At 70.9% G+C, this 24817-nt stretch carries 25 protein-coding genes; 15 read left to right on the top strand and 10 right to left on the bottom strand.

Going from position 1 to position 24817, the window contains the following annotated elements; translation table 11 throughout:
• Positions 1-39: 39 nt before the first annotated feature.
• The 5 genes from ACZ7NC_RS27845 to leuA all read right to left on the bottom strand — a co-directional run bounded on the left by ACZ7NC_RS27845 (position 40) and on the right by leuA (position 6937).
• Entirely contained in the window at positions 40-699 is a 660-nt protein-coding gene (locus ACZ7NC_RS27845) for a response regulator (protein ID WP_471492209.1), read from the bottom strand.
• Positions 696-1931 carry a sensor histidine kinase gene (locus tag ACZ7NC_RS27840; protein ID WP_471492208.1) on the bottom strand — a complete coding sequence of 412 codons (1236 nt, stop codon included), beginning with the start codon at positions 1929-1931 and terminating at the stop codon, positions 696-698. Before ACZ7NC_RS27840 ends, ACZ7NC_RS27845 begins: the two co-directional genes overlap by 4 nt.
• A 55-nt stretch (positions 1932-1986) precedes the next feature.
• Positions 1987-4074 carry an MMPL family transporter gene (locus ACZ7NC_RS27835; RefSeq protein WP_471492207.1) on the bottom strand — a complete coding sequence of 696 codons (2088 nt, stop codon included), beginning with the start codon at positions 4072-4074 and terminating at the stop codon, positions 1987-1989.
• A gap of 151 nt (positions 4075-4225) precedes the next feature.
• The gene (locus tag ACZ7NC_RS27830) at positions 4226-4924 is read right to left on the bottom strand and encodes a TerB family tellurite resistance protein (RefSeq protein WP_471492206.1); all 699 of its coding nucleotides are present in this window, start codon (positions 4922-4924) and stop codon (positions 4226-4228) included.
• A 291-nt stretch (positions 4925-5215) separates the two neighbouring features.
• Positions 5216-6937 (bottom strand): 2-isopropylmalate synthase, encoded by a 1722-nt coding sequence (gene leuA, locus ACZ7NC_RS27825; protein WP_471492205.1) that lies wholly within the window; start codon positions 6935-6937, stop codon positions 5216-5218.
• Positions 6938-7256: 319 nt separating this feature from the next.
• On the opposite strand from leuA, the gene ACZ7NC_RS27820 reads away from it, so the two are divergent.
• From ACZ7NC_RS27820 to ACZ7NC_RS27805, 4 genes are read left to right on the top strand one after another with little or no spacing between them, the layout of a single operon-like run.
• Complete coding sequence (locus tag ACZ7NC_RS27820) at positions 7257-8327, top strand: M4 family metallopeptidase (RefSeq protein WP_471492204.1); 1071 nt, start codon at positions 7257-7259, stop codon at positions 8325-8327.
• A 21-nt stretch (positions 8328-8348) separates the two neighbouring features.
• Entirely contained in the window at positions 8349-8615 is a 267-nt protein-coding gene (locus tag ACZ7NC_RS27815; protein ID WP_471492203.1) for a protealysin inhibitor emfourin, read from the top strand.
• A gap of 46 nt (positions 8616-8661) precedes the next feature.
• On the top strand, positions 8662-9978 hold the full coding sequence (locus ACZ7NC_RS27810; protein WP_471492202.1) for a GH1 family beta-glucosidase: 1317 nt from the start codon (positions 8662-8664) through the stop codon (positions 9976-9978).
• The gene (locus ACZ7NC_RS27805; RefSeq protein WP_471492201.1) at positions 9975-11219 is read left to right on the top strand and encodes an MFS transporter; all 1245 of its coding nucleotides are present in this window, start codon (positions 9975-9977) and stop codon (positions 11217-11219) included. Before ACZ7NC_RS27810 ends, ACZ7NC_RS27805 begins: the two co-directional genes overlap by 4 nt.
• Positions 11220-11244: 25 nt before the next feature.
• On the opposite strand, the gene ACZ7NC_RS27800 is transcribed toward ACZ7NC_RS27805, so the two are convergent.
• Positions 11245-11616: a YchJ family protein gene (locus ACZ7NC_RS27800; protein WP_471492200.1), complete on the bottom strand. Its 372-nt coding sequence runs from the start codon at positions 11614-11616 to the stop codon at positions 11245-11247.
• A gap of 152 nt (positions 11617-11768) precedes the next feature.
• On the opposite strand from ACZ7NC_RS27800, the gene ACZ7NC_RS27795 reads away from it, so the two are divergent.
• Positions 11769-12149, top strand: a complete 381-nt coding sequence (locus ACZ7NC_RS27795) for a hypothetical protein (protein ID WP_471492199.1) — start codon at positions 11769-11771, stop codon at positions 12147-12149.
• Between the two features lie 30 nt (positions 12150-12179).
• On the opposite strand, the gene ACZ7NC_RS27790 is transcribed toward ACZ7NC_RS27795, so the two are convergent.
• Entirely contained in the window at positions 12180-13034 is an 855-nt protein-coding gene (locus ACZ7NC_RS27790; RefSeq protein ID WP_471492198.1) for an NAD-dependent epimerase/dehydratase family protein, read from the bottom strand.
• A gap of 118 nt (positions 13035-13152) precedes the next feature.
• Here ACZ7NC_RS27790 and ACZ7NC_RS27785 point away from each other — a divergent pair, with 118 nt between their 5' ends.
• Both ACZ7NC_RS27785 and ACZ7NC_RS27780 read left to right on the top strand, forming a co-directional pair.
• Positions 13153-14007 carry a helix-turn-helix transcriptional regulator gene (locus tag ACZ7NC_RS27785; protein WP_471492197.1) on the top strand — a complete coding sequence of 285 codons (855 nt, stop codon included), beginning with the start codon at positions 13153-13155 and terminating at the stop codon, positions 14005-14007.
• A gap of 161 nt (positions 14008-14168) precedes the next feature.
• Positions 14169-14645: a hypothetical protein gene (locus tag ACZ7NC_RS27780; RefSeq protein ID WP_471492196.1), complete on the top strand. Its 477-nt coding sequence runs from the start codon at positions 14169-14171 to the stop codon at positions 14643-14645.
• Positions 14646-14723: 78 nt separating this feature from the next.
• Here ACZ7NC_RS27780 and ACZ7NC_RS27775 read toward each other — a convergent pair whose 3' ends face one another.
• Positions 14724-15062: a P-II family nitrogen regulator gene (locus ACZ7NC_RS27775; protein ID WP_471492195.1), complete on the bottom strand. Its 339-nt coding sequence runs from the start codon at positions 15060-15062 to the stop codon at positions 14724-14726.
• Positions 15059-16378 carry an ammonium transporter gene (locus tag ACZ7NC_RS27770; protein ID WP_471492194.1) on the bottom strand — a complete coding sequence of 440 codons (1320 nt, stop codon included), beginning with the start codon at positions 16376-16378 and terminating at the stop codon, positions 15059-15061. The genes ACZ7NC_RS27775 and ACZ7NC_RS27770 overlap by 4 nt, the downstream gene beginning before the upstream one ends.
• A gap of 165 nt (positions 16379-16543) precedes the next feature.
• On the opposite strand from ACZ7NC_RS27770, the gene era reads away from it, so the two are divergent.
• The 5 genes from era (at position 16544) to ACZ7NC_RS27745 (ending at position 21117) form a co-directional block, all read left to right on the top strand.
• Positions 16544-17512 carry a GTPase Era gene (gene era / locus ACZ7NC_RS27765; protein ID WP_471492193.1) on the top strand — a complete coding sequence of 323 codons (969 nt, stop codon included), beginning with the start codon at positions 16544-16546 and terminating at the stop codon, positions 17510-17512.
• Between the two features lie 320 nt (positions 17513-17832).
• The gene (locus ACZ7NC_RS27760) at positions 17833-18891 is read left to right on the top strand and encodes a PhoH family protein (protein ID WP_471492192.1); all 1059 of its coding nucleotides are present in this window, start codon (positions 17833-17835) and stop codon (positions 18889-18891) included.
• Between the two features lie 12 nt (positions 18892-18903).
• The gene (gene ybeY, locus ACZ7NC_RS27755) at positions 18904-19401 is read left to right on the top strand and encodes an rRNA maturation RNase YbeY (protein WP_471492191.1); all 498 of its coding nucleotides are present in this window, start codon (positions 18904-18906) and stop codon (positions 19399-19401) included.
• Positions 19398-20699 (top strand): hemolysin family protein, encoded by a 1302-nt coding sequence (locus tag ACZ7NC_RS27750; RefSeq protein WP_471492190.1) that lies wholly within the window; start codon positions 19398-19400, stop codon positions 20697-20699. The genes ybeY and ACZ7NC_RS27750 overlap by 4 nt, the downstream gene beginning before the upstream one ends.
• Before the next feature lie 58 nt (positions 20700-20757).
• The gene (locus tag ACZ7NC_RS27745; RefSeq protein ID WP_471492189.1) at positions 20758-21117 is read left to right on the top strand and encodes an MmcQ/YjbR family DNA-binding protein; all 360 of its coding nucleotides are present in this window, start codon (positions 20758-20760) and stop codon (positions 21115-21117) included.
• Here the strand turns inward: ACZ7NC_RS27745 and ACZ7NC_RS27740 are convergent.
• Positions 21079-22542 carry an MFS transporter gene (locus ACZ7NC_RS27740; RefSeq protein WP_471492188.1) on the bottom strand — a complete coding sequence of 488 codons (1464 nt, stop codon included), beginning with the start codon at positions 22540-22542 and terminating at the stop codon, positions 21079-21081. The genes ACZ7NC_RS27745 and ACZ7NC_RS27740 overlap by 39 nt on opposite strands.
• A gap of 148 nt (positions 22543-22690) precedes the next feature.
• Between ACZ7NC_RS27740 and ACZ7NC_RS27735 the strand changes: the two genes are divergently transcribed.
• The 3 genes from ACZ7NC_RS27735 (at position 22691) to ACZ7NC_RS27725 (ending at position 24807) form a co-directional block, all read left to right on the top strand.
• Positions 22691-23512 (top strand): helix-turn-helix transcriptional regulator, encoded by an 822-nt coding sequence (locus tag ACZ7NC_RS27735; protein ID WP_471492261.1) that lies wholly within the window; start codon positions 22691-22693, stop codon positions 23510-23512.
• Between the two features lie 28 nt (positions 23513-23540).
• Positions 23541-23894 (top strand): cytidine deaminase, encoded by a 354-nt coding sequence (locus ACZ7NC_RS27730; RefSeq protein WP_471492187.1) that lies wholly within the window; start codon positions 23541-23543, stop codon positions 23892-23894.
• Between the two features lie 112 nt (positions 23895-24006).
• On the top strand, positions 24007-24807 hold the full coding sequence (locus ACZ7NC_RS27725) for a VOC family protein (RefSeq protein WP_471492186.1): 801 nt from the start codon (positions 24007-24009) through the stop codon (positions 24805-24807).
• Positions 24808-24817 lie beyond the last annotated feature (10 nt).

The following is a 24817-nucleotide window of genomic DNA, read 5'->3' as shown; positions in this document are numbered from 1 at the left end:
CGAGCTCCTTTGACGGAGGGTCAGACATAGACCTGTCCGTCACAGGCTCCCCGGAGTCACCATCCCTGACTCATACGCCACGATGACCAACTGCGCCCGGTCCCGCGCCCCCAGTTTCCCCATGATGCGGCTGACGTGTGTCTTCGCCGTCAGCGGACTCAGTCCCAACGCCTCCGCGATTTGCGTGTTGTTGAGCCCGCGTGCGACCAGCGTCAGCACTTCGCGTTCACGTTCGGACAGACATTCGGGCCCGCCCACCGTGGGCGCGGAGGGGCTGCGCAGGAACCGCTCGATCAGCCGTGCGGTCGGCCCCGGGGACAGCAGCGACTCGCCCGCCGCGACCGTACGGATCGCGTCGAGGAGTTCCGCCGGGCGGGTGTCCTTCACCAGGAACCCGGAGGCGCCGGCCCGCAGCGCGTCCACGATGTTCTCGTCGGTGTCGTAGGTGGTGAGGACCAGCACCCGCACCCCGGCCAGGTCCTCGTCTGCCGCGATCAGCCGGGTCGCCTCGATGCCGTCGAGATCGGGCATGCGGATGTCCATCACGACGAGGTCGGCACGGGTGCTGCGGGCCAGCTCGGCGGCCTGACGGCCGGTGGCCGCCTGGCCGACGACCGCCATGTCCGGGGCCGACTCGACCAGCATGGCGAACGCCTCCCGGACGAGCGTCTGGTCGTCCGCGAGCAGGACGCGGATCATCGGTCTCCCTCCGGGCCGGTCCCGACCGGCAGCACCGCTCTCACCTCGAAACCCCCCTCGTCGCCCGGTCCGGCGTCGAGTGTGCCACCCACGCTGCGGGCCCGCTCGCGCATGCCGACGAGGCCGTAGCCGGGGCTCGGCGGCACCGTGGCCGGGCAGGGGCCGTCGTCGGTGACCGACAGATGCAGGGCGCCCCGCTCCTCGTACAGCTCGATGCGCACGGCCGGTTCGGGCCCCGCGTGCCGGACCGCGTTCGTCAGCGCCTCCTGCACGATCCGGTACGCGGCGGCCCCCACCGCGGGCGGCGCCTGACGCACCCGTACCGCCGACTCGACCCGCGCCCCCGCGAGCCGTGCCGCCTCCACCAGGTCCGGCACTCCGTCGAGCCCGGGGAGCGGGCCGCGGGTCTCGCCCGCGACGCCCGGTGCGCGCAGTACGTCCAGCGTGCCGCGCACTTCACCGCGTGCCGCGCGGCAGGTCTCGGCGATGTCGTCCAGCGCCTTCGCGATCGTCTCGCGGTCCAGCCGCTCCGGGTCCGCGGTCAGCACATGCGCGGCCACCGACGTCTGCACGCCGATCAGGGTGATGCTGTGGGCCAGCAGGTCGTGCAGGTCGCGGGCGATGCGCAGACGCTCCTCGGCGACGCGGCGGCGGGCCTCCTCCTCGCGGGTGCGTTCGGCGCGTTCGGCACGCTCGACGATGGCGGCGACGTACTGGCGGTGGTAGCGGACGACGATGCCGAGGAGGAGGACGGCGATGACCCAGCCGTAGATGCGCACCAGGTCGGCGGCCCGCTTGTCCTCGCCGAAGGTGAGCATCACGGTCAGGGAGACACCGAGGCCCGCGGCGCCGACCAGGAGCGTGCGGACGGGGCCCTGGCTGACGGTGACCGCGTACAGCGCGATGAGCGAGGCAGGGACGGGCGCGCCGTGGTTGTTGTCGAGGGCGTGGTAGGGGATGACGAGCGCCACCACCGCGGCGAGCACGAGCAGCGGCCTGCGCCGCCGCCACACCAGCGGCACATGGGCGCCGAGCAGCAGCGTCCAGCCGAGGGCGTCGGGCCGGCGGCCCTCGTCGGTGAACAGCGCCAGGCATACGGCCACAGCGGCTGCCGCCACCGCGAGCAGCACGTCGTTGCGGGTGCCGTGCGGGGCGGTGCGGGGGTCGCGGTTGATCGCCGCCATGATCCGCTCGCCGAGGCGGGGACGCGCCGCTGTCGTGGTTTGCTGCACGAGCTCATCTTCCGTGAACGGGGCGCCCCTCCGGGAGGGAGGGGCGCCGGCCGGGTCAGTGGGCGGAGACGGCCACGCGCTCCGGTTCCTTCGGCGGCACGGGCGGTTCGGGCAGCCGGGAGAGCCGGCCCGGCCACCACACCCGCCGCCCGAGCGCCACGCTCGCGCTGGTGACCAGGTAGGTGCGGACGAGGAACGTGTCGAGCAGTACGCCGACCGCGATCACGAATCCCAGTTCGACGAGCTGCACCATCGGCATGTTGGTGAGCACCGCGAAGGTGGCGGCGAGCACCAGCCCGGCGGAGGCGATGACACCGCCCGTCGTGCGCAGCGCGGTGAGCGCGGCGGACGCCGGTTCGGCGCCGTTCAGGCCCTCCTCGCGCATCCGGTGCATCAGGAAGATGCCGTAGTCGACGCCGAGGGCCACCAGGAACACGAAGGACAGCAGCCCGAGCCCGGGATCGGTGCCGTCGAAGCCGAAGAGCGGCCCGAAGACGAGTCCGCCGATGCCGAGCGCCGCGCCCCACACCGCGACCACGGCCGCCACCAGGATCAGCGGCGCGACGAACGAGCGCAGCAGGGCGACGAGGATCAGCAGCACGGACAGCAGCACGATCGGCACGACGACCAGCCGGTCGCGGGCGTTGGTGTCCTTCAGGTCGAGCTGCTGGGCGCTGGGCCCGCCGACGTAGGAGCCGTCGAGCCGGTCGCGCAGCGCCTCGATGGTCGCGGTCTCCCCGGCGGACTGGGGCGGCGCGGTGGCAAGGACGGAGATCTCGGTCCAGCCGTCTCCGGTACGGCCTTCCTGCGCGCTGTCGACGCCCCGGGTGCCGCGGATCGACGCGAGAGTCGCCTCGGCGCGACCCTCCGGTGTGATGACGCTGATGGGCTGGGTGCCGCGCTCGGGGTAGGCCTTGGCCAGCGTCTCCATCGCGGCGACCGCGTCGGGCCTGGAGGTGAAGGAGTCCTCCTGCTTGAGGTTGCCGGGCAGGTTGAGGGTGCCGAGCGCGAGCGCGCCGAGCAGGACCGCGCCGCCGGCGAGGACGGTGAGGGGCCGGCGTCCGGCGGAGCCGCCCATCGCGGTGAACAGGGACCGGCGGGCCTTGGGAGTGCTGCCGTGGCGCGGCACGAGCGGCCAGAACACGCGCCGGCCGAGCAGCACGAGGATCGCGGGCAGCAGCGTCAGCATGGCGAACAGCGCGCACAGCACGCCGACGGTGCCGAGCGGGCCCATGCCCCGGCTGGAATTGAGGTCGGCGGCGAGCAGGCACAGCAGTCCGGCGGCGACGGTGCCGGAGGAGGCGAGCACGGCGGGCCCGCAGCCCTTGAGCGCGGCGACCATGGCGTCGTACGGCCGCTCGATGCGCCGTAGCTCCTCCCGGTACCGGGAGACGAGCAGCAGGGCGTAGTCGGTGCCCGCTCCGAACACGAGGATGGTCATGATCCCGGAGCTCTGGCCGGAAACCGACGTCCCGAACCACTGGTTGAGCCCGTAGGCGACGCCCATCGACAGATAGTCGGCCATGCCGGCGACGGCGAGCGGGACCAGCCACAGGAACGGGCTGCGGTAGATGAGGATCAGCAGCAGCGCGACGACCGCGGCGGTGGTGTACAGCAGCGGTCCGTCGAGCGAGTTGTAGACCTCGGCGGCATCGGTGGCGAGCGCGCCCGCCCCGCCGACGTCGACGCTCAGCCCGTCCTCGCCCCGGGCGACGTCCCGGACCTCATTGACGAGCCGGTCGCGTGCCTTCTCGTCGGTCCCCGGCTCGGTGCTCGCGATCGGGTACATCAGCGTGGTCCCGTCGCGGGACGGGATCCCCTCCGGTTCACCGGTGAGCTTGTGCGCGCCCGCGATCCGCTCGATCTGCTCGGCGGCGGTCGCCTTGTCACCGGAGGTCAGCCCACTGTCCCGGTGGTATACGACGACCATCTCGGTGGCCTCACCACCGGGCAGCCGGTCCTGGATCCTGGCCACCCGCGTGGAGTCGGCACTGGCCGGCAGATAGTCGACGGCCCGGTCCCGCTGGACGTCCCCCAACTTCGACGCGAACGGCGACGCGATCGTCAGTACGGCGATCCACAGCCCGAGCACCAGCCAGGGCACGGCCCGCCGTCGCCGAGTACTTGTCCTTGCGGCCCCCATGATTCGGGCCCCCCTCCGGGTCGGGTGTCTGGGTCGCTTCCAGACTTCCGGCGTGGAGGTGGCGAATCGTCGGGCGGGAGGGCGAGTTGCGGGCTACTGCCGGGGGTGGCACACGGGCGGTCGTACTCCCTGGGGAGTAACGGCGGCCGTGCTACGACGGAGTCCTGGCCGCCGCCGCCAGCAGCCGGGTCACATCCTCGCCGCAGATGGTGAGCGCGGCGCCGACCGTCGCCAGGACGTCCCGCTCGGCCGGGGTGTACGGGCCGTCGGCCAGGGCGATCCGGGCTCCCTGGAGGAGGATCGATTCGCGGCCGGCGGGGGCGAGGTGCGGGGCGAGGGGGTCCAGGGCCTCGTGGAGCTCTATGGCGAGGCCGGCGCCGCAGGGCTCGGAGAAGACCCGGCCGGTGTCGGCGGCCAGCGCCTCGACCAGTGCGTTCAGCTGGTCCTCGGTGCAGTCGTCGAAGCCGGCCGCGCGCACGATGGCCGCGGCGGTCTCCAGGGACGGGCGCGCGCAGGTGCCGCCCGCCGCCAGGACCGCGAGGGCGACGGTGTGGACGGCGTCGCGGAGCATCGCCGAGAAGCGGGTGGTGGTCGGGTGGTCGAGGACGTCGGTGCCGAAATGGCGGCGGCAGGCCGCGCACTCCACCACGGGCGCGCTCTCGCCGCGCGGCAGCACGGGCACCCCGAGGAAGGTGAAGCGCCGGTGTCCGGTCAGCCGCTGGTAGTTGCGGTCGCCTCCGCAGCCGGGGCAGAAGAACTCCCCGTCGCCGACGGCCGACCATGCGGTGCGGGTGCCCAGGATGCGCGCAACCCTGACGGCACGGCCGTTTCGTCCCCGTCCTGGCAGCACGTCGCACCTCCGCGAAACCTCGCGGCAACGTCGCCGCGCTTGCGTGATGTTAGCCACATCACGGACGTGGAGTCAGTACCCCGGACGAGACCTTTCCGTGACCTGCACAGACCAATGGCCGGAAACCGACGACCCCGCCCACCCGAATCGGTGAACGGGGCATCGAAACCGCCGGCTCGGCGACGCCCTCAACGGGCGCGGGGAACTGCGCGACCGACCACGACGGCGCCGCACCCGGCCGGCCGCCCTTCGCGGCACTTCCGTGGTCGCGCGCACCCGCGGAGCGAACCGTCAGCGAGCCGCTCGGTTGACGGCGGAGACGACCGCCTTCAGGGAGGCGCGTGTGGTGTTGGCGTCGATGCCGATCCCCCAGAGGACCTTGCCGTCGATCGCGCATTCGATGTAGGAGGCGGCCTGCGCGGAGGCACCCTCGCTCATCGTGTGCTCCTGGTAGTCCAGCAGCCGGGCGTCGATGTCGATCTTCGCCAGGGCGTCGAAGAAGGCCGAGATCGGCCCGTTGCCGGTACCGGCCAGGACGGTGTCGACGCCGTCGACGGTGGCCTCGACGTTCAGCGTGTCCACGCCGTCGGTGTCCGTCGTCGACTGGCCGTTCTTGACCTGGATCCGACCCCACGGGTTCTCGGGGTTCGGCAGGTACTCGTCCTGGAACACCGCCCAGATGTCGCCGCCCGTGACCTCGCCGCCCTCGGCGTCCGTCTTCGCCTGGATGATCTTGGAGAACTCGATCTGCATCCGGCGGGGCAGGTCCAGCTTGTGGTCGTTCTTCAGGACGTACGCGATACCGCCCTTGCCGGACTGCGAGTTGACGCGGATGACGGCCTCGTAGGAGCGGCCGACGTCCTTCGGGTCGATCGGCAGGTAGGGCACGGCCCACTCGATGTCGTCGACCGTGACGCCCTTCGCCGCCGCGTCGGCCTCCATCGCGTCGAAGCCCTTCTTGATGGCGTCCTGGTGGGAGCCGGAGAAGGACGTGTAGACCAGGTCGCCCACGTACGGGTGGCGCGGGTGGACCTCCATCTGGTTGCAGTACTCCCACGTACGACGGATCTCGTCGATGTCGGAGAAGTCGATCTGCGGGTCGACGCCCTGCGAGAACAGGTTCATGCCCAGGGTGACCAGGTCGACGTTGCCGGTGCGCTCGCCCTGCCCGAACAGACAGCCCTCGATGCGGTCGGCGCCGGCCATCAGGGCCAGCTCGGCGGCGGCCACGGCCGTACCGCGGTCGTTGTGCGGGTGGACCGACAGGCAGACGTGCTCACGGCGGGACAGGTTGCGGCCCATCCACTCGAAGCGGTCCGCGTGCGTCGCCGGCGTCGAACGCTCCACCGTGGCAGGCAGGTTGAGGATGATCTCGCGCCCCGGACCGGGCTGCCAGACGTCCATGACCGCCTCGCAGACCTCCAGCGCGAAGTCCAGCTCGGTGTCGGTGAAGATCTCCGGGCTGTACTGGTAGCCGAACTCGGTCTCCGGGCCCAGCAGCTTCTCGGCGTACTCCACCACCAGGCGGGTGCCGTCCACGGCGATCTGCTTGATGTCGTCCTTGGAGCCACGGAAGACGACACGGCGGAAGACAGGCGCGGTGGCGTTGTACAGGTGGACGGTCGCCCGCTTGGCGCCCTTCAGGGACTCCACCGTGCGCTCGATCAGGTCCTCGCGGGCCTGGGTCAGTACGGAGATCGTCACGTCGTCGGGGATGGCCCCGGGCTCCTCGACGATCGACCGTACGAAGTCGAAGTCGGTCTGACCCGACGCCGGGAAGCCGACCTCGATCTCCTTGTAGCCCATCTTGACCAGCTGGTCGAACATCCGGCGCTTGCGCTCGGGCGACATCGGGTCGATCAGGGCTTGGTTGCCGTCGCGCAGGTCGGTGGAGAGCCAGCGGGGAGCGGTGGTGACACGCTGGTCCGGCCAGGTCCGGTCGGGGATGTCGACCTGCTCGTAGCGGCCGTACTTGTGGATCGGCATGGTGCTGGGCTGCTGGCGGTTCGCCATGTCTGCGGGGCTCCTCAGGATGTCCGGAAGGACGGCCGACGACGCAACGCGAAGCTCCGCGGGGAGGGAGTCGACCTGGACTACAGGCCCTCGCCGCGGCAGCTAAGAAGAAGCAGCCCGAAACGCATGATGCGAAGCATGCTAGCCGAGCCCCTCCGGATGCGGGGCGCCGTATCAGTATGCGGGACTCGCGGAACGAATAGGGCAAAACGTGCGCTATACCACTTCGTAACGGAGCGTGCGGCCTGCAATCCGCATATTTCACCAATCATGGTTGCGACTAGTGACAGGCACCTAACGCAGTGCAATGGTGCCGCACATGACCACCAACGGGGGCTTCGAGCCCGTCTTCTGCACCGTCGTACCGCCGCATGTCCTCGACAAGCTGGCCCGGAACGACGACCCCGCACTCTCCGGTCCGGCTCGCCGGACCCTGATGCGCGACAGCGAGCTGCGCGGCCGCCGCCGGGTGACCACCGAGTTCGCCCTCGCCCAAGCGCCGCAGGCGAAGGCACCGTCGGACCAGCCGCTGCGCACCATCTACGACGCCGAGCACGGCACCGCCCTGCCCGGCACCAAGGTCCGCGCCGAGGGCGCCGACCCCGGCCAGGACGCCACGGTCAACCGCGCCTACTCCGGGCTCGGCGCCACCTTCGACCTGTTCCTCAAGGCCTACGCCCGCCACTCCATCGACGGCGACGGCCTGCCGCTCGACGCCACCGTCCACTACGACGAGAACTACAACAACGCCTTCTGGAACGGCGAGCAGATGGTGTTCGGCGACGGGGACGGGGAGATCTTCCTCGACTTCACCATCCCGATCGACGTGATCGGCCACGAGCTCACCCACGGCGTCACCCAGTACACGGCCAACCTCACGTACTACGGCCAGCCCGGCGCCCTGAACGAGTCCATGTCGGACGTCTTCGGCGCCCTCATCAAGCAGTACACGCTCGGCCAGACCGCCGCCGAGGCCGACTGGCTGATCGGCGCCGGCCTGCTCGCGCCGAGCGTCTCCGGCAAGGCCCTGCGCTCCATGAAGGAGCCGGGCAGCGCGTACGACGACGACGTGCTCGGCAAGGACCCGCAGCCCGCGACCATGGACGACTACGTCCGCACCGGCCGCGACAACGGCGGCGTCCACATCAACTCCGGCATCCCCAACCACGCCTTCTACCTGGCCGCCACCGCCCTCGGCGGCCACGCCTGGGAGAAGGCGGGCCAGATCTGGTACGACGTCCTGACCGGCGGCGAGCTGTCGGACCGGGCCATGTTCACCGACTTCGCGGGGCTGACCGTCAAGGCCGCCCGCGAGCGCTTCGGCGACGGCGGCGAGGAGCTCCAGGCCGTGCAGAAGGCGTGGGAGCAGGTCGGGGTGCGGATCCTCTAAGTCCGTACTAGACAGGGACCCATGCGTATTCAGGTACGGCGCACGGGCGGATTCGCGGGCATCGAGCGGCACGCCGAGGTGGACACCTCGGGGCGGTCCGACGCCCAGGAGTGGCAGGCCCTGGCCGAGAGCGCGGTCGCGTCCGGCCGGGGCACGCCCCCGATCGGGGTTCCGGACGGCTTCAGCTACCAGATCACCGTGGACGGCAAGACGGTGTACTGCTCGGACCCCCGGCTCACCGAGGAGCAGCGCAAGCTGATCTCCAGGGTGCTGAAGGAGGGAGCGTAACGGGCAGTTTTCGCGGGGGCGTTGACTTCCGTTACCCGCGGTACGGATGATCCGGCGCATGGCGACTGATCCGATACCCCGGTTCCCGGCCGGCTTCCTGTGGGGCGTCTCGACCTCGGCCCACCAGATCGAGGGGGCGGTGAATGAGCGCGAGCGGTCCGTGTGGGACGCCTTCACGGCCGAGCCCGGACGGGTGAAGGACGGCTCCACGGCCGAGGTGGCCTGCGACCACTACCACCGCTACCGCGATGACGTGGCGCTGCTGGCCGGCCTGGGCGTGGGCGCGTACCGCTTCTCGATCTCATGGCCGCGGGTCAACTCCCCGAAGGGCCTCGACTTCTACGACCGGCTGGTGGACGAGCTGTGCGCGGCGGGCGTACGGCCGGTGCCGACGCTCTTCCACTGGGATCTTCCGGTCACGCTGGACTGGCTCGACCGGGACACGGCCGCCCGTTTCGCCGAGTACGTGTCCGTGGTCGCCGAGCGTCTCGGCGACCGCGTCCGGAAGTGGATCACCCTCAACGAACCCGCCGAGCACACCCTGCTGGGCCATGCCCTGGGCACCCACGCACCCGGCAGGCAGCTCCTCTTCGACGCCCTCCCGGTCGCCCACCACCAGTTGCTGGCCCACGGGCTCGCCGTACGGGCCCTGCGCGCGGCCGGCGCGACCGACATCGGGATCGCCAACTCGCACGGGCCGACCTGGTCGGCCTCGCCGGAGCAGGCGGACATCGAGGCGGCCGACTTCTACGACGTACTCCTCAACCGCCTGTTCGCCGACCCCCTGCTGCTGGGCCGGTATCCGGAGGGCATCGGAGAGTTGATGCCGGGCGATGTCGAGGCGGACCTGAAGACCATCTCGGAACCCCTCGACTTCTACGGCATCAACTACTACGCGCCGACCCGCGTGGGCGCCCCGCAGGGCACCGAGATCGAGTTCGGAGGAGTGCGCATGCCGGCCGAACTCCCCTTCTCGGTGCGGGAGATCGAGGGCGTACCGACCACGGACTTCGGCTGGCCGGTGGTCCCCGAGGGCCTGACGGAGCTGCTCATCGGCTTCCGTGAGCGCTACGGCGACCGGCTGCCGCCCGTCGTCATCACCGAGAACGGCTGCTCGTACGAGGGCGTCGACGACCAGGAGCGGATCGTCTACCTGGACGGCCACCTGCGCGCCCTGCACCGGGCGGTGGAGGCGGGCGTGGACGTCCGCGGGTACTTCGTCTGGTCGCTGCTCGACAACTTCGAGTGGGCCGAGGGGTACGCGCGCCGGTTCGGACTGGTCCACGTGGACTACGAGACCCAGAAGCGGACGCCCAAGGCGTCGTACGGCTGGCTGCGGGACGTGCTCCGGGCACAGGGATGACGTTCGACGCCGCCTTGGCCGAGCCCACGGAACGGGTCGGCCGGGGCTGGACCGCGGCGCTCTCGCTGGCCAACGTGGCGATCTGGGTGGGCTGGTACGGCCCGCTGCAGATCCTGCTGGCCCAGCAGTCGGAGGACTTCGCGCCCGGCACCGGGATGTCGAAGGAGGCCCTGCTGGCCTGGGTGACGGGCGTGGGCGCGGTCGTGTCGCTGGTGGCGAACCCGTTCTTCGGCGCGCTGTCCGACCGCACCACGGCCCGCTGGGGCCGCCGTACGCCGTGGATCGTGGTCGGCGCGGCGGGCGGCGCGCTGTCGCTGCTGCTGCTCGCCGGGGCGGACGGGCTGTGGACGATGGCGGTCGGCTGGTGCCTGGTCCAGCTGACCCTGAACGCGGCCTTCGCGGCGGTGACGGCGGCGGTGCCGGACCGGGTGCCACGGCTCCAACGGGGCGCGGTGGGCGGCTGGTTGGGGGCGGCGCAGATCCTCGGGGCGGTCGCCGGTACGGGGCTTGCGACGGCGGCGGGCGGGATCGCGGCGGGGTATGCGGCGTGCGCGGTGTTCGCGCTGGCGGGGGTGGTGCCGTACGTACTCCGGTACCGGGATCTCAGGCTGGGGGTCGCGGACCGGCCGGCGTGGGACCGGCGTTCCTTCGCACGCGGCTTCTGGCTGAGCCCGCGCCGCTACCCGGACTTCGGCTGGGCCTGGCTGACCCGCTTCCTGATCAACCTCAGCAACGCGCTGGTGATCCTCTACCTCCTGTACTACCTGCGGGACCGCCTCCACCAATACGACCCCGAGCAGGGTGTGCTGATCCTGACCGCGGTGGACAGCGTGGCCCTGCTGGCCACGGTCGTGGTGGGGGGCGTGTGGTCGGACCGCGTGGGCCGCCGCAAGCCCTTCGTGAGGTGGTCCGGGGTGCTGATGGCGGCGGCCACCGCGCTGCTCGCCGCCTGGCAGACCTGGCCGGGCGCGATCGTGGTGGCGGCCCTGCTGGGCGTGGCCCTGGGGGTGTTCATGTCGGTCGACTTCGCCCTGATGACGGACGTCCTGCCGAAGGCCCTCGACCGGGGCAAGGACCTGGGCGTCATCAACGTGGCCAACGCCCTGCCCCAGGTCGCGGCCCCCGCCCTGGCCGCGCCGATCGTCACCTACCTGGGCGGATACCGGGTGCTGTATCTGGTGGCGGCGGGCGTGGGGCTGGCCGGGGCGGTGCTGGTGGGGCGGATCAAGGGTGTGGACTAGAGGGCGGCTGCCGGCGGCGGTCCGGTCAGTCCAGGAACTCCCCGTCCACATACACCCAGGCCCCGTCGACCCGCTCGAACCGGCTCCGCTCATGCAGCGAGCCGCCCCGGTAGGAGGCGCGGAAGGTCACGGTCCCGATGGCATGGAACGCCGACCCGTCCGTCGTGTCCAGGATCTCCAGCCCCGTCCACCGCATCCGCGGATCGAGTTCCAGCCGCTCGGGCCGCGTCCGCGGATGCCAGGTCCGCAGCAGATACGCCACATCGCCCTTGACGAAGGCGCTGTAACGCGAACGCATGAGCGCCTCCGCGGTGGGGGCGGCGGTACCCGAGTGGTACCGACCGCAGCACTTGTCGTAGGGCTCGGACTGCCCGCACGGGCAGGAAAGCGTGGTCATGGCGGCCATTGTGCTAGGTCGCCTCGCCCGCCGATCATCGCGCCTGATTCAAGGCCGCGGTCCCTGACGGATGTCAGGGACCGCGGCCTCTCGGGCGTGCCTAGAGTGCGAGCCGACCCGCCACGCCATGCCATGCCATCGGAAGGAACGCCATGCGCAGGAGGACCGCGGCACTCGCCGCCGCCGGAGCACTCGCCCTCGTGGTCACCACCGCTCAGAGCGCCTCAGCCGAGGGGCACGGCCGCGGCTGGTACGGCGTGTGGGCCGACGGCGTCAACGTCCGCGACATCAACGAGGGCAACTGCTTCGAATCGCCGAGCACCTCGAACTGCCCCACGATCGGCCAGATCAACTCCTGGGACGAGGTGCTGGTGTACTGCCAGATCCCGGGCCAGACGGTCGGCGGCAACCCGTACTGGGTGATGGTCTCGCCGCGAGGCTGGGACAAGTACGGGATCATGTCCGGCTACTACATCGAGAACAGCAGCAACTGGATCGACGGCGTGCCCGGCCCGGACGGCTGCTCGATCTAGCCGCCCCGGCGGGGGCGCCCACCGGCCCGATCAGAGCGCTCCGGCGTCCCGGGCCGCATAGACCGACGGATACCGGGGCCGGTACCCCAGCTCGCGGCGGATACGGTCGGTGGAGGTGATCACGTGCCAGGGGTCGGGGTCCGTGCGCTCGTACAGTTCGGCGGGGATGTCGACGCCGTTGAGCTGGTGCAGCTCGACCGCCGTGACGGGGGCGTCGTCGGCGATGTTGTAGACGCGGCCGGCGATGCCCGGCGCGTGCAGGATGCGCAGAAGCGCCTGGGCGACGTCCGCGTGATGGCCCATCTGGAGCCGTTGGGCGGCCGCCCAGTTCCGCGCCCACATCAGGGACTGGGCGAGGTGCGGATCGCCCTCGCCGTAGACGAAGGGGAGCCGGCCGACCCGCACGTCCAGGCCCTCCAGCGCGAGCAGCTCCCGCTCGGCCTCCGCCTTGGACTCGGGGTAGGCACCCCACATCGCCCCGCCGGGCCGGCTCTCGTCGTCCTCGGTGAGCGGGCGGCCCCGTCCGGTGCCGTACACCAGTCCCGTGCTGACCTGCACGAACCTGTGCACCCCAGCGGCCAGCGCGGCACGGCCCAGCTCCACGGCCGCGTCCCGGTTGACCGCCCACGCCTCCTCGTCCGGCACTCCGCGGAAGGACGCGGCGACGTTCACGACCGCGTCGACCCCGGCGACGGCCTTGCCGAGCACCTCGGTGTCCCGCAGATCCCCGACCACCACCTCGGCGCCCAGCTCGGCGAACGGCTCGCCCCGTGCCGAGTCACGTACCAGCACCCGCACCTGCTCCCCCGGCCGGGCCTGTGCCAGCAGCCGGGGCGCGAAGCGGCGGCCGACCTGTCCCGTCGTACCTGTCACCAACGTCAGCATGTTCTGCTCCTCTCGTCACGACCACCCTCGGACGGGGCCGGTGCGGGCGGGAGAGACCCGTTGATCAGGGGATCGGCAGTCCCTGGATAAGGCGCGCGCCGTGCCGCAGGCTGGAGGGGTGAACCGAGCCGAACTCGCCGACTTCCTGCGCCGCGGCCGCGCCCGGCTGGCCCCCTCGGACGTGGGTCTGACATCGGGCTCCCGGCGTCGTACGCCGGGCCTGCGCCGTGAGGAGGTCGCGCAGCTGGCGGGGATGTCGGTGGACTACTACACCCGGCTGGAACAGTCCCGGGGCCCGCGCCCGTCCCGCCAGATGCTGACGGCCCTGGGCCGCGCGCTGCGTCTGACCGACGTCGAGCAGGACCACCTGTTCCACCTGGCCGGCGAGGAGCCGCCGCGGCGTGAGACGGCGTCGGCGCATGTCCGTCCCGGGCTGCTGCTGATCCTGGACCGGCTGCACGACACACCGGCGCAGGTGGTGAACGACTGCGGCGAGGTGCTGGCGCAGAACGCGATGGCCAGGGCGCTGGTCGGCGACGTGATGTCCCGCCCGCGGCGCGAGCGCAATCTGATGCGCCTGTTCTTCCTGGACCCGGCCGCCCGCACACTCTTCCCGCCGGAGGACCTGGAGGTCCACGCGCGCGCCCAGGTGTCCACCCTGCGCGCGGTGGCCGCGGCCCGCCCCGACGACCCGGAGCCGGCCGCGCTGGTCGCCGAACTGCGCGCGGGGAGCGAGGAGTTCTCCCGGCTGTGGGACGAGCACGAGGTGTCCCAGCGCAACCGGGCGACCAAGCGGTTCGTGCATCCCCTGGTCGGCCTGCTGGAGCTGGACTGCGAGGTCATGGTCAGCCACGAGCACCACCACCTCCTGGTCGTCCACTCCGCCCGTCCCGGCACGGAGTCCTACGAACGCCTCCAGCTGCTGCGCGTGGTGGGACTGCAGGACATGTCGCCCAGCACGGCCGGTGGTTGAGGCCGGAAAACACCCTTGCCGCATCCCGCACCACGCGCATCAATGGAACCGACGGTTTCCGACGGACCGTCAGATTCGGTCTCGGCTCGCTGTGTCCGCACCCACCTGCCGAGCAACCCCACCCACCGAATCCCCCCACCCCCGAAAAGGGAGCCGATCCCATGAGACGAACGCGCATCGGAGCAGGTGCGGCCCTGGCGGCCGGGGCCCTCGCCGTCACCGGCCTGGCCTTCGCACCCGCCGCCCTCGCCGTCACCCCCGCCACCGCGACGATCACCGCCGACTGCGGCAGCTTCGGCGGCGGCGAGGCCACGCTCACCGCGACACAGGACGGCACCGCGGCCACCATCGCCGTCAACTCCTCCGCGATCACCGCGCCGATCGCGCTCGGGGAGGACTCGATCTCCTCGACGCTCACCCTGGTGAAGGCGGGCGGCGGCACCGTCGCCTTCTCCGGCACCGAGAACCCGGCGATGGCCGCCGGCGACCCCGTCCAGGTCGGCCCGCTCAGCGGCACCGTGGCCTCCGGGGACAGCCTGGAGGCCTTCGGCGGCTCGCTTCGGATGACCGTCTTCGGCATCACCATCACCTGCACGGCGACCGGGCCGCAGTCGCCGGGCCCGTTCGTGTTCGACTGAGACGCGTGACGCGTTGACCGGGGCGCGGTCCCGGCGGTGCCACGGCCGTACGGCTTACCGCTCGCCGGCCCTACGGCTTCACAGCGCGTCGGGGCCGCGCTCGCCCGTCCGTACCCGTACGACCGTCTCGACCGGCACCGCCCAGACCTTGCCGTCGCCGATCTTGCCGGTCCGGGCGGCGTTCACGACGGCGTCGATGACGTCCTCGGCCGCCGCGTCGTCCACGACCACCTCGATGCGGACCTTCGGCACCAGGTCGACCCGGTACTCGGCGCCGCGGTACACCTCGGTGTGCCCGCGCTGACGGCCGTAGCCGCTCGCCTCGGTCACGGTCAGACCGTGCACACCGATCTCCTGGAGAGCGGTCTTGACCTCGTCCAGCCGGTACGGCTTGACGATCGCGGTGATGAGCTTCATGCCTGCTTCTTGACCTTCTGGGCGGCGGGGACGGAGGAGGAGAGGGACGAGGTGACCGGGGCGCCGTGCCCCAGGACCCCGTGATCGTAGGCGGTCTCGGCGTGCACCGTAAGGTCCAGGCCGGTCTGCTCCTGCTCCTCGCTCGCCCGGAAGCCCATGGCCTTGTCGATGACCTTGCCGATGCCGTAGGTGACGAGGAAGGCGTACGCCGCCACGGCCACGATCGCCACCAGCTGCTTGCCGAGCTGCGCGAGGCCGCCGCCGTACAGCAGGCCCTCCGCCCCGCCCGTCATGGTGGCCGTCGCGAAGACGCCGATCAGCAGGGTGCCGACGACACCGCCGACCAGGTGGACGCCGACGACGTCCAGGGAGTCGTCGTAGTCGAACTTGAACTTCCAGCTCACGGCGTACGAGCAGACGACACCGGCGGCGAGGCCGATCACGAGCGCGCCGAGGAGGGAGACCGAGCCGCAGGACGGCGTGATGGCGACGAGGCCCGCGACCGCGCCGGACGCCGCGCCCAGGGTGGTCGGGTGACCGTCGCGCTTCTGCTCGACGAAGAGCCAGCCGAGCAGGCCGGTGCAGCCGGCGGCGAGGGTGTTGAGGAAGGCGGCGGCCGCCAGGCCGTTGGCGCCGAGGGCGGATCCGGCGTTGAACCCGAACCAGCCGAACCAGAGCAGACCGGCGCCGAGCACGACCATCGGCAGGTTGTGCGGCCGCATCGCGTCCTTCTTGAACCCTAGCCGCGGGCCGAGGACCAGGCACAGGGCGAGCCCGGAGGCGCCGGAGGTGATCTCGACGGGGAGACCGCCGGCGAAGTCGAGGGCGCCGAGGTGTTCGAGGATCCAGCCGCCGGGACCCCAGGTCCAGTGCGCGACGGGAACGTATACGAGCAGCGCCCACACCGGCACGAACACGACCCACGCCCCGAACTTCGCCCGGTCCGCGACCGCGCCGCTGATCAGCGCGGCCGTGATGATCGCGAAGGTCAGCTGGAAGGTGGCGAAGAGGAGGGTGGGGACGGTGCCCTGGACGCTGTCCGGTCCGAGGCCGGCCATACCGGCGTGGTCGAGCCCGCCGATGAGACCGCCGGCGGCGTCGTCCCCGAAGGCGAGGGAGTAGCCGCAGGCCAGCCATACGACCGTCACCAGGGCGATGGACACGAAGCTCATCATCAGCATGTTGAGGACGCTCTTCGTGCGGACCATGCCGCCGTAGAACAGGGCCAGGCCCGGGGTCATCAGCAGGACGAGGGCGGTGGCGGCGAGCAGCCAGGCGGTGTCGCCGGTGTCGACGCTTGCGGCGGCGAGGGGCACGGTGGTCTCCAACGGTGCGGGGGCTCGTCAGAGCGTCACGGGGCTGCGTTTCCGGCTGTGCACGAGCATGTTTCCGGGGTGTTTCATTGCGTGAAGGTTTCCGGACGCTCACAGAGCGGGGGGTGGTCGCTCCCTTGTGCGGCCGGGGCTTGTGGATCAGGGAGAATGGGCGCCATGAGCGTTCGCAGCAAGTCATCCGAGCCGTCGGCATCGTCGGAGGCACCCCACCGCGCCGGCTTCGCCTGCTTCGTGGGCCGCCCCAACGCGGGCAAGTCCACTCTCACGAATGCTCTGGTCGGCCAGAAGGTGGCGATCACCGCCAACCAGCCGCAGACGACGCGGCACACGGTGCGCGGGATCGTGCACCGGCCCGACGCCCAGCTGATCCTGGTGGACACCCCCGGACTGCACAAGCCGCGCACCCTGCTCGGCGAGCGCCTCAACGACATCGTGCGCACCACCTGGGCCGAGGTGGATGTGATCGGCTTCTGCCTGCCCGCGAACGAGAAGCTCGGCCCCGGCGACCGCTTCATCGCGAAGGAACTGGCGTCGATCAAGAAGACGCCGAAGATCGCGATCGTCACGAAGACCGACCTCGTGGACGGCAAGACCCTCGCCGAGCAGCTCATCGCGATCGACCAGCTCGGCCGGGAACTGGGCTTCGAGTGGGCCGAGATCGTCCCCGTCTCGGCGGTCGGCGACCAACAGGTGGGCCTGCTGGCCGACCTGATCGTGCCGCTCCTGCCGGAGGGGCCGGCGCTCTACCCCGACGGCGAGCTCACCGACGAGCCCGAGCAGGTCATGATCGCGGAGCTGATCCGTGAGGCCGCGCTGGAGGGCGTACGGGACGAGCTCCCGCACTCCATCGCGGTCGTCGTCGAGGAGATGCTCCCCCGCGAGGACCGCCCCGCCGACAAGCCCCTGCTCGACATCCACGCCTTCGTCTACATCGAGCGTCCCAGCCAGAAGGGCATCGTCATCGGCCCCAAGGGCAAGCGCCTGAAGGACGTCGGCATCAAGTCCCGCAAGCAGATCGAGGCCCTCCTGGGTACGCCGGTCTTCCTGGACCTGCATGTGAAGGTCGCGAAGGACTGGCAGCGGGACCCCCGACAGCTGCGCAAGCTGGGCTTCTGACCCCACTTCCCGCCCCCGATGCCGGACCGGATATCCAGCCCGTCCGGCGTTTGAGGACGAGGCCCGTTCAGGGCCGAAGCGGGGGTCTGGGGGCGGCAGCCCCCAGGGGACGGGAATGGGTAGGGGCGGCGGGGGCGAGGAATCCGGGCCCGTGCCAGGGCGCGCGCCCCGCGTGAGCGGCATCGCGGCGCCGTGAAGACTTGCCCTGCGAAAAGGCCTACGGCCTTGTCAGTCCCCCGGCGTACCCTTGAAATCGCCAGACCGCCCCTGTGGCGGGCGAGTCGTATCGAGGAGGACGAGCAAGGCCTTCGAGCCGGCCCATGACTCAGACACCCACAGCTCACACACCCGCGCAGGGACAGGCGAGAGCACAGTTCACCGTCCCCGCCCAGCACCCCATGGTGACGGTGCTGGGGTCCGGCGACTCCCTGCTGCGCGTGATCGAGAAGGCCTTCCCGGCGGCCGACATCCACGTCCGGGGCAATGAGATCAGCGCGGTCGGGGACTCCGCGGAAGTCGCCCTGATACAGCGCCTGTTCGACGAGATGATGCTGGTGCTCCGCACCGGACAGCCGATGACGGAGGACGCAGTGGAACGCTCGATCGCCATGCTGCGGGCGAGTGAGAACGGGGAGGGCGACGGCCAGGAGACCCCTGCCGAAGTGCTCACACAGAACATCCTGTCCTCGCGCGGCCGCACCATCCGCCCCAAGACGCTCAACCAGAAGCGGTACGTCGACGCCATCGACAAGCACACCATCGTCTTCGGCATCGGCCCCGCGGGCACCGGCAAGACCTACCTGGCCATGGCCAAGGCCGTCCAGGCCCTCCAGTCCAAGCAGGTCAACCGCATCATCCTGACCCGCCCGGCGGTCGAGGCCGGCGAGCGCCTCGGCTTCCTGCCCGGCACGCTGTACGAGAAGATCGACCCGTATCTGCGCCCGCTGTACGACGCGCTGCACGACATGCTGGACCCGGACTCGATCCCGCGGCTGATGGCGGCCGGGACGATCGAGGTCGCCCCGCTCGCGTACATGCGCGGTCGTACGCTCAACGACGCCTTCATCATCCTGGACGAGGCCCAGAACACCTCGCCCGAGCAGATGAAGATGTTCCTCACCCGCCTCGGCTTCGACTCGAAGATCGTGATCACGGGTGACGTGACCCAGGTCGACCTGCCGACCGGTACGAAGTCGGGTCTGCGTCAGGTCCAGGACATCCTGGAGGGCCTCGACGACGTCCACTTCTCCCGGCTCACGTCCCACGATGTCGTACGGCACAAGCTGGTCGGTCGTATCGTCGACGCGTACGAGAAGTACGACAGCCTCAACGGCACGGAGAACGGCACCCACAAGGGCGCCCGTAACAAACGGAAGTAGACCAGCGCGACCATGTCGATCGACGTCAACAACGAGTCCGGAACCGAGGTCGACGAGCAGGCGATCCTCGACATCGCCCGCTACGCACTCGCACGGATGCGCATCCACCCGCTCTCCGAGCTCTCGGTGATCGTCGTGGACGCCGACGCCATGGAGCAGCTCCACATCCAGTGGATGGACCTGCCCGGTCCGACGGATGTCATGTCCTTCCCCATGGACGAGCTGCGGCCGCCCTCGAAGGACGAGGAGGAGCCGCCCCAGGGGCTGCTCGGCGACATCGTGCTGTGCCCCGAGGTCGCCGCGAAGCAGGGGACGGAAGCGCCCACCCAGCACACCATGGACGAGGAGCTCCAGCTGCTCACCGTCCATGGTGTGCTGCATCTCCTCGGGTACGACCACGAGGAGCCCGACGAGAAGGCCGAGATGTTCGGTCTGCAGGCCGCCATCGTGGACGGCTGGCGTGCGGAGAAGGGTCTGACCGGCCCCTCCCCGGCCCCGACCGTGTCATGAGCCTCCCCCTCGTCTCCGGTGCCATCGCCCTGGTGGTCGTCGCCTGGCTGGCCGCCTGCGCGGAGGCGGGCCTGGCGCGCGTCTCCAGCTTCCGCGCGGAGGAGGCCGTACGCAGCGGCCGGCGCGGCAGCGAGAAGCTCGCGCTGGTCGCCGCCGACCCGACGCGCTATCTGAATGTGGCGCTGCTGGTGCGTGTGGCCTGCGAGATGGCCGCCGCCGCGCTGGTGACCTACGCCAGCCTGAAGGAGTTCGACAGCACCACCGAGGCCCTGCTGGTCGCCATAGCGGTCATGGTCCTGGTGTCGTACGTCGCCGTCGGAGTCTCCCCTCGCACCATCGGCCGCCAGCATCCGCTGAACACGGCGACGGCGGCGGCGTACGTCCTGCTGCCGCTCGCGCGGATCATGGGGCCGATCCCCTATCTGCTGATCCTCATCGGCAATGCCCTCACCCCCGGCAAGGGCTTCCGCCGCGGCCCGTTCGCCTCCGAGGCGGAGCTGCGTGCGCTGGTCGACCTCGCCGAGAAGGAGTCGCTGATCGAGGACGAGGAGCGCCGGATGGTGCACTCGGTCTTCGAACTGGGCGACACGCTGGTGCGGGAGGTGATGGTTCCGCGCACCGACCTCGTCGTCATCGAGCGTTACAAGACCATCCGCCAGGCCCTCACGCTCGCCCTGCGCTCCGGTTTCTCGCGCATACCGGTCGTCGGGGAGAGCGAGGACGACGTGGTCGGGATGGTGTATCTGAAGGACCTGGCCCGCAAGACGCACATCTCCCGGGACGCGGAGAGCGAGCTGGTGTCGACGGCGATGCGGCCCGCGTTCTTCGTGCCCGACACCAAGAACGCCGGTGACCTGCTGCGCGAGATGCAGAAGGAGCGCAATCACGTCGCCGTCGTGATCGACGAGTACGGCGGCACCGCGGGCATCGTCACCATCGAGGACATCCTCGAGGAGATCGTCGGCGAGATCACCGACGAGTACGACCGTGAGCTGCCGCCGGTGGAGGAGCTGGGCGAGGACCGCTACCGCGTCACCGCCCGCCTGGACATCACCGACCTGGGCGAGCTGTACGGCCTCGACGAGTACGACGACGAGGACGTGGAGACCGTCGGCGGACTGCTGGCCAAGGCGCTGGGCCGGGTCCCGATCGCCGGGGCGTCGTCCCAGGTCGAGCTGCCCGACGGGCGCGAGCTGCGCCTGACCGCGGAGGCCGCGGCCGGCCGCCGGAACAAGATCGTCACGGTTCTGGTGGAGCCGGTCGACTGGGCCGAGTCCATGGAGAAGCAGGACGAGTGACGCACACCGACGGGGCCTTGAGCCGTACGGCAGTGACCACCGGCAAGGAGCCGTTCGTATGACCCCTCAGGAACTGCGCGCCCTGTGCCTGTCCTTCAACGCGAGCGTGGAGGACTTCCCGTTCAACCCCGAGACCTCGGTCTTCAAGGTGCTGGGCAAACTCTTCGCCCTGACCAACCTGGACGCGCGGCCGCTGACGGTCAATCTGAAGTGCGACCCGGAGGACGCGGTACGGCTGCGCGGGGAGTATCCGGGGCTGATCGTCCCGGGCTGGCACATGAACAAGCGGCACTGGAACACGGTGACGGCAGACGGCGAGCTCCCGGACCGCGTTGTCCGGGAGCTCGTCGAGGACTCGTACGACCTCGTGGTGGCGGGGCTACCTAGAGCCGAGCGGCTCCGTCTCGACCGTCCCTGAGCCGGCCGTCCGCCGGGTGCGCAGACCGAGGGCGACCAGGGCCGCCGCGGTCAGGACGATCGCCGCGTTCAGTGCCATCACCGTGCGGGTGCCGGACAGCAGGTCGTCGGATGTGGTGGCGAGGACGCCCAGCAGCGGGATGCCGATGGTGATGCCGATCTGCTGGGTCGAGGTGACCAGGCCGGTGGCCAGGCCCTGTTCCTCGTCGGGGACGCCGGAGGTGACCGTCAGGCCGTAGGAGATGATCGCGCCGAGGTGGAACATGCTCGCCAGCGAGACGGCGGCCGTGGCGAGCCAGACGGACCAGATGTGGGTGTCGAGGAACGGCAGGCCCGCGATGAACGCGCCCTGGCCGACGAGCGAGACCACCAGGGTGCGGCGTGCTCCGAGGCGGCTGACGAAGCGCGGGGTGAGCGTGCCCGCGATCACCGACATGACGCCCTGGACACCGAAGACCAGGCCCGTCTGCCAGGCCGACAGGTGCAGGATCTCCTGGAGGTAGAGGGTGAGGACGAACACCACCGTCGACATCATGGAGAAGGTGATCAGCCCGCCCAGGTTGCCCCACGCCACCGTGCGGCGGCGCAGCATGGGCAGGGAGACCAGCGGCGCCTGGGCGCGGGACTCGACGACCACGAAGGCGGCCAGGAGCGCGAGGCCGGCGATCAGTGTCGTGATGACGTCGGCGCGGGCGAAGCCGTGGTCGGCGGCCGTCGTCAGGGCGTAGATCAGGGAGAGCAGACCGCCGGTGACGGTGACCGCGCCCGGCACGTCCAGGTGCGGGCGCCGCGGGGTGCGCGACTCGGGCAGCAGGCCGGGCGCGAGTGGCAGCACGACCAGCGCGAAGAGCGCGAGCAGGCCCATCGTGGAGCGCCAGCCGAGCGCGTCGGTCAGAACCCCGCCCGCGACCACTCCGATGGTGAAGCCGAGGGACATCAGCGTCCCCGAGATGCCGAGCGCGCGGTCGCGGGCGGGGCCCTCGGCGAAGGTGGTCGTCAGCAGCGACATGCCCGTCGGGACGATGACCGCCGCGCCGAGGCCCTGCAGGGCGCGTCCGGCGAGGAAGGACGCCGGGTCCCAGGCGAACGTCGCGAGCACGGAGGCGGCGGCGAACAGGGCGAGGCCGGTGAGGAACAGCCTGCGGCGGCCGTACAGATCGCCGATGCGGCCGAACAGGAGCAGGAAGCCGCCGGACGGCAGCGCGAACGCCGTGACCGCCCACTGCAGCGCCGAGGGGCTCATGCCGAGATCGGCGCCGAGGACGGGGAGGGCGACGTTCAGGACGGAGAAGTCGAGCGCGACCATGAACTGGGCGGCGCACAGGACGAACAGGACGAGTTTGTCGCGCGTCGACATCCGGGGAGTGTCGAGTGAGTCGCGTGATGGGGCGGAAGTGGGAGTGGACGTGGTGGTGTCGATCGCCATGGGCAAGAGCTTGCGGGCACCGGAATAGCCGTGGGGAGCGGGAAGTTGTGCTGGTGGTGGCACCACCAGCCAACGGGATGAGGGGGATCCGTACGTGTCCGAGGGCGTGCTGAAGAGCCATCGGCGGCGCGAGCTGCGCGAGTTCCTGATGAGCCGGCGGGCCCGGGTGACACCGGGCGAGGCGGGCCTGCCCGACGGCGGGGCGCGGCGCCGTACACCGGGGTTGCGGCGCGAGGAGGTCGCGGTGCTCGCCGGGGTGGGCGCCTCCTGGTACCAGTGGCTGGAGCAGGGGCGGGAGATCTCCGTCTCGCCCCAGGTGCTGGACTCCGTGGCCCGGGTGCTGCGGCTGAGCAACGCCGAGCGCCGGCATCTGTATCTGCTCGCCGGGCTGAATCCGCCGGTGGCCGAAGTGGCGCCCGAGAAGCAGGACATGTGCGACGGGCTGCGGCGGCTGCTGGACGCGTGGATGCCGTATCCGGCGCACATCATGGACAAGTACTACAACGGCGTGATGCACAACGACGCGGCCGCGACGGTGCTCGGCATGCGGCCCGGCAAGCGGTGGAACTGCCTGCTCGACTACTTCACCGACCCGATGTACCGGTCGCGGGCGAGGAACTGGGAGGAGAACGCCGCCACGGTCGTCGCGCAGTTCCGCGCGGTCTGCTCGGCCAATCCCGACGACGAGGGCTTCCAGGCCGTGCTGTCCGAGGCGAAGGCGTCCAGCGAGGAGTTCACCGCGCTGTGGGAGCGGCGGGACATCGAGGACGCCGGGCAGATCCGCAAGGAGCTGGAGCATCCGCTGGTCGGGCTGCTGTGCATGGAGTCGAGCGTGATGACGATGCCGGTGCGGCCCGATCTGTCGATCGTCCTGCACACGCCCCTGGACGAGGCGAACACGGCGGCGAAGATGGAGTGGCTGGCCTCCCCGGAAGGGCGGCGCGGGGCCATGTACCCCGTGGCCGGATAGTGCTGGTGGCGCTACGTATGCTCACGTCATGACCGACAACAGCGCGCTTGACCCCGAGGACCGCAAGATCGTCACCCTGGCCCGTTCCGCGCGGGCCCGCAACGGCGTGCCCGAGGGTGCGGCCGTACGGGACGAGACGGGGCGGACGTATGTCGCCGGGACCGTCGCCCTGGACTCCCTGAAGCTGAGCGCGCTGCGCACGGCGGTGGCGATGGCGGTGGCGTCGGGAGCGACGTCGCTGGAGGCGGCGGCGGTCGTGACGGAGGCCGAGGGCGCGTCGGACGAGGACCGGGCCGCGGTGCGCGATCTCGGCGGTCCTGGGACGCCGGTGCTGGTGGCGGGGCCGGACGGGGCGGTGCGTACGACGGTGACGGCGGGCTGAGATCCCAGCCGGGAGGGCGGTGTTCGTCACCCGCGCCGTGCGCATCCGACGGGCGATTGTCAGTGCCGGGTGTCAGGCTGAGGGGATACCGGATCGGCGGAAGGGAATCGTCATGATCACCACCGACCAGGCCCCCGGCTCCCCCTGTTGGCTCGACCTCGGCGCCCCCGACGTACGGTCCTCCGCGGCCTTCTACGGTGCGGTGCTCGGCTGGGAGTACGAGTCCATGGGCGAGGGGGAGGAATTCGAAGGCGGGATGTTCAAGAAGGACGGCAAGACCGTCGCCGGGCTCGGCAAGCTCACCGAGGAGGGGGCGCGGTCGGCCTGGATGATCTACTACACCGTCACCGACGCGGACGCCGCGGCGCAGGCCGTGCAGGGCGCGGGCGGCACGGTACGGGTGGCGCCGATGGACCTCGAGGACTGGGGGCGGATGGCGCAGTTCAACGATCCGCTGGGCGGGCAGTTCGCCGTGTGGCAGCCGGGGAAGAACTCGGGCTTCGAGCTGGCGGACGAGACGGGCTCGCTGTCCTGGACCGAGCTGTACACGAGCGACGCCGCGGCCTCGAAGGAGTTCTACGGCGAGGTCTTCGGCTGGCAGTACAGCGATATGGAACTGCCGGGCGGCGGAGGCGCGTACACCCTCATCACGCCGGCCGGGCTGCCCGAGGACCGTATGCAGGGCGGCCTGATGGAGCTGCCCGCGGAGAACCTCGCGCTGGCGAACGGGCGGCCTTACTGGCACCCGGTCTTCAATGTCGACGACTGCGACGCGGCGGTCGCCAAGGTCACCGAGAACGGCGGCAGTGTGCAGATGGGCCCGGACGACGCGGAGGGCGTCGGCCGGCTGGCGGTGTGCCTGGATCCGTCGAACGCGGACTTCGTGGTGCTGACGCCGGCGACGCCGAGCTGAGCCCGGCCAC

It is taken from the genome of Streptomyces sp. NPDC111802 (assembly GCF_055634335.1).
Note: the sequence above shows the minus strand (reverse complement) of the source record. Positions and strands in the feature narration are given on the sequence as shown.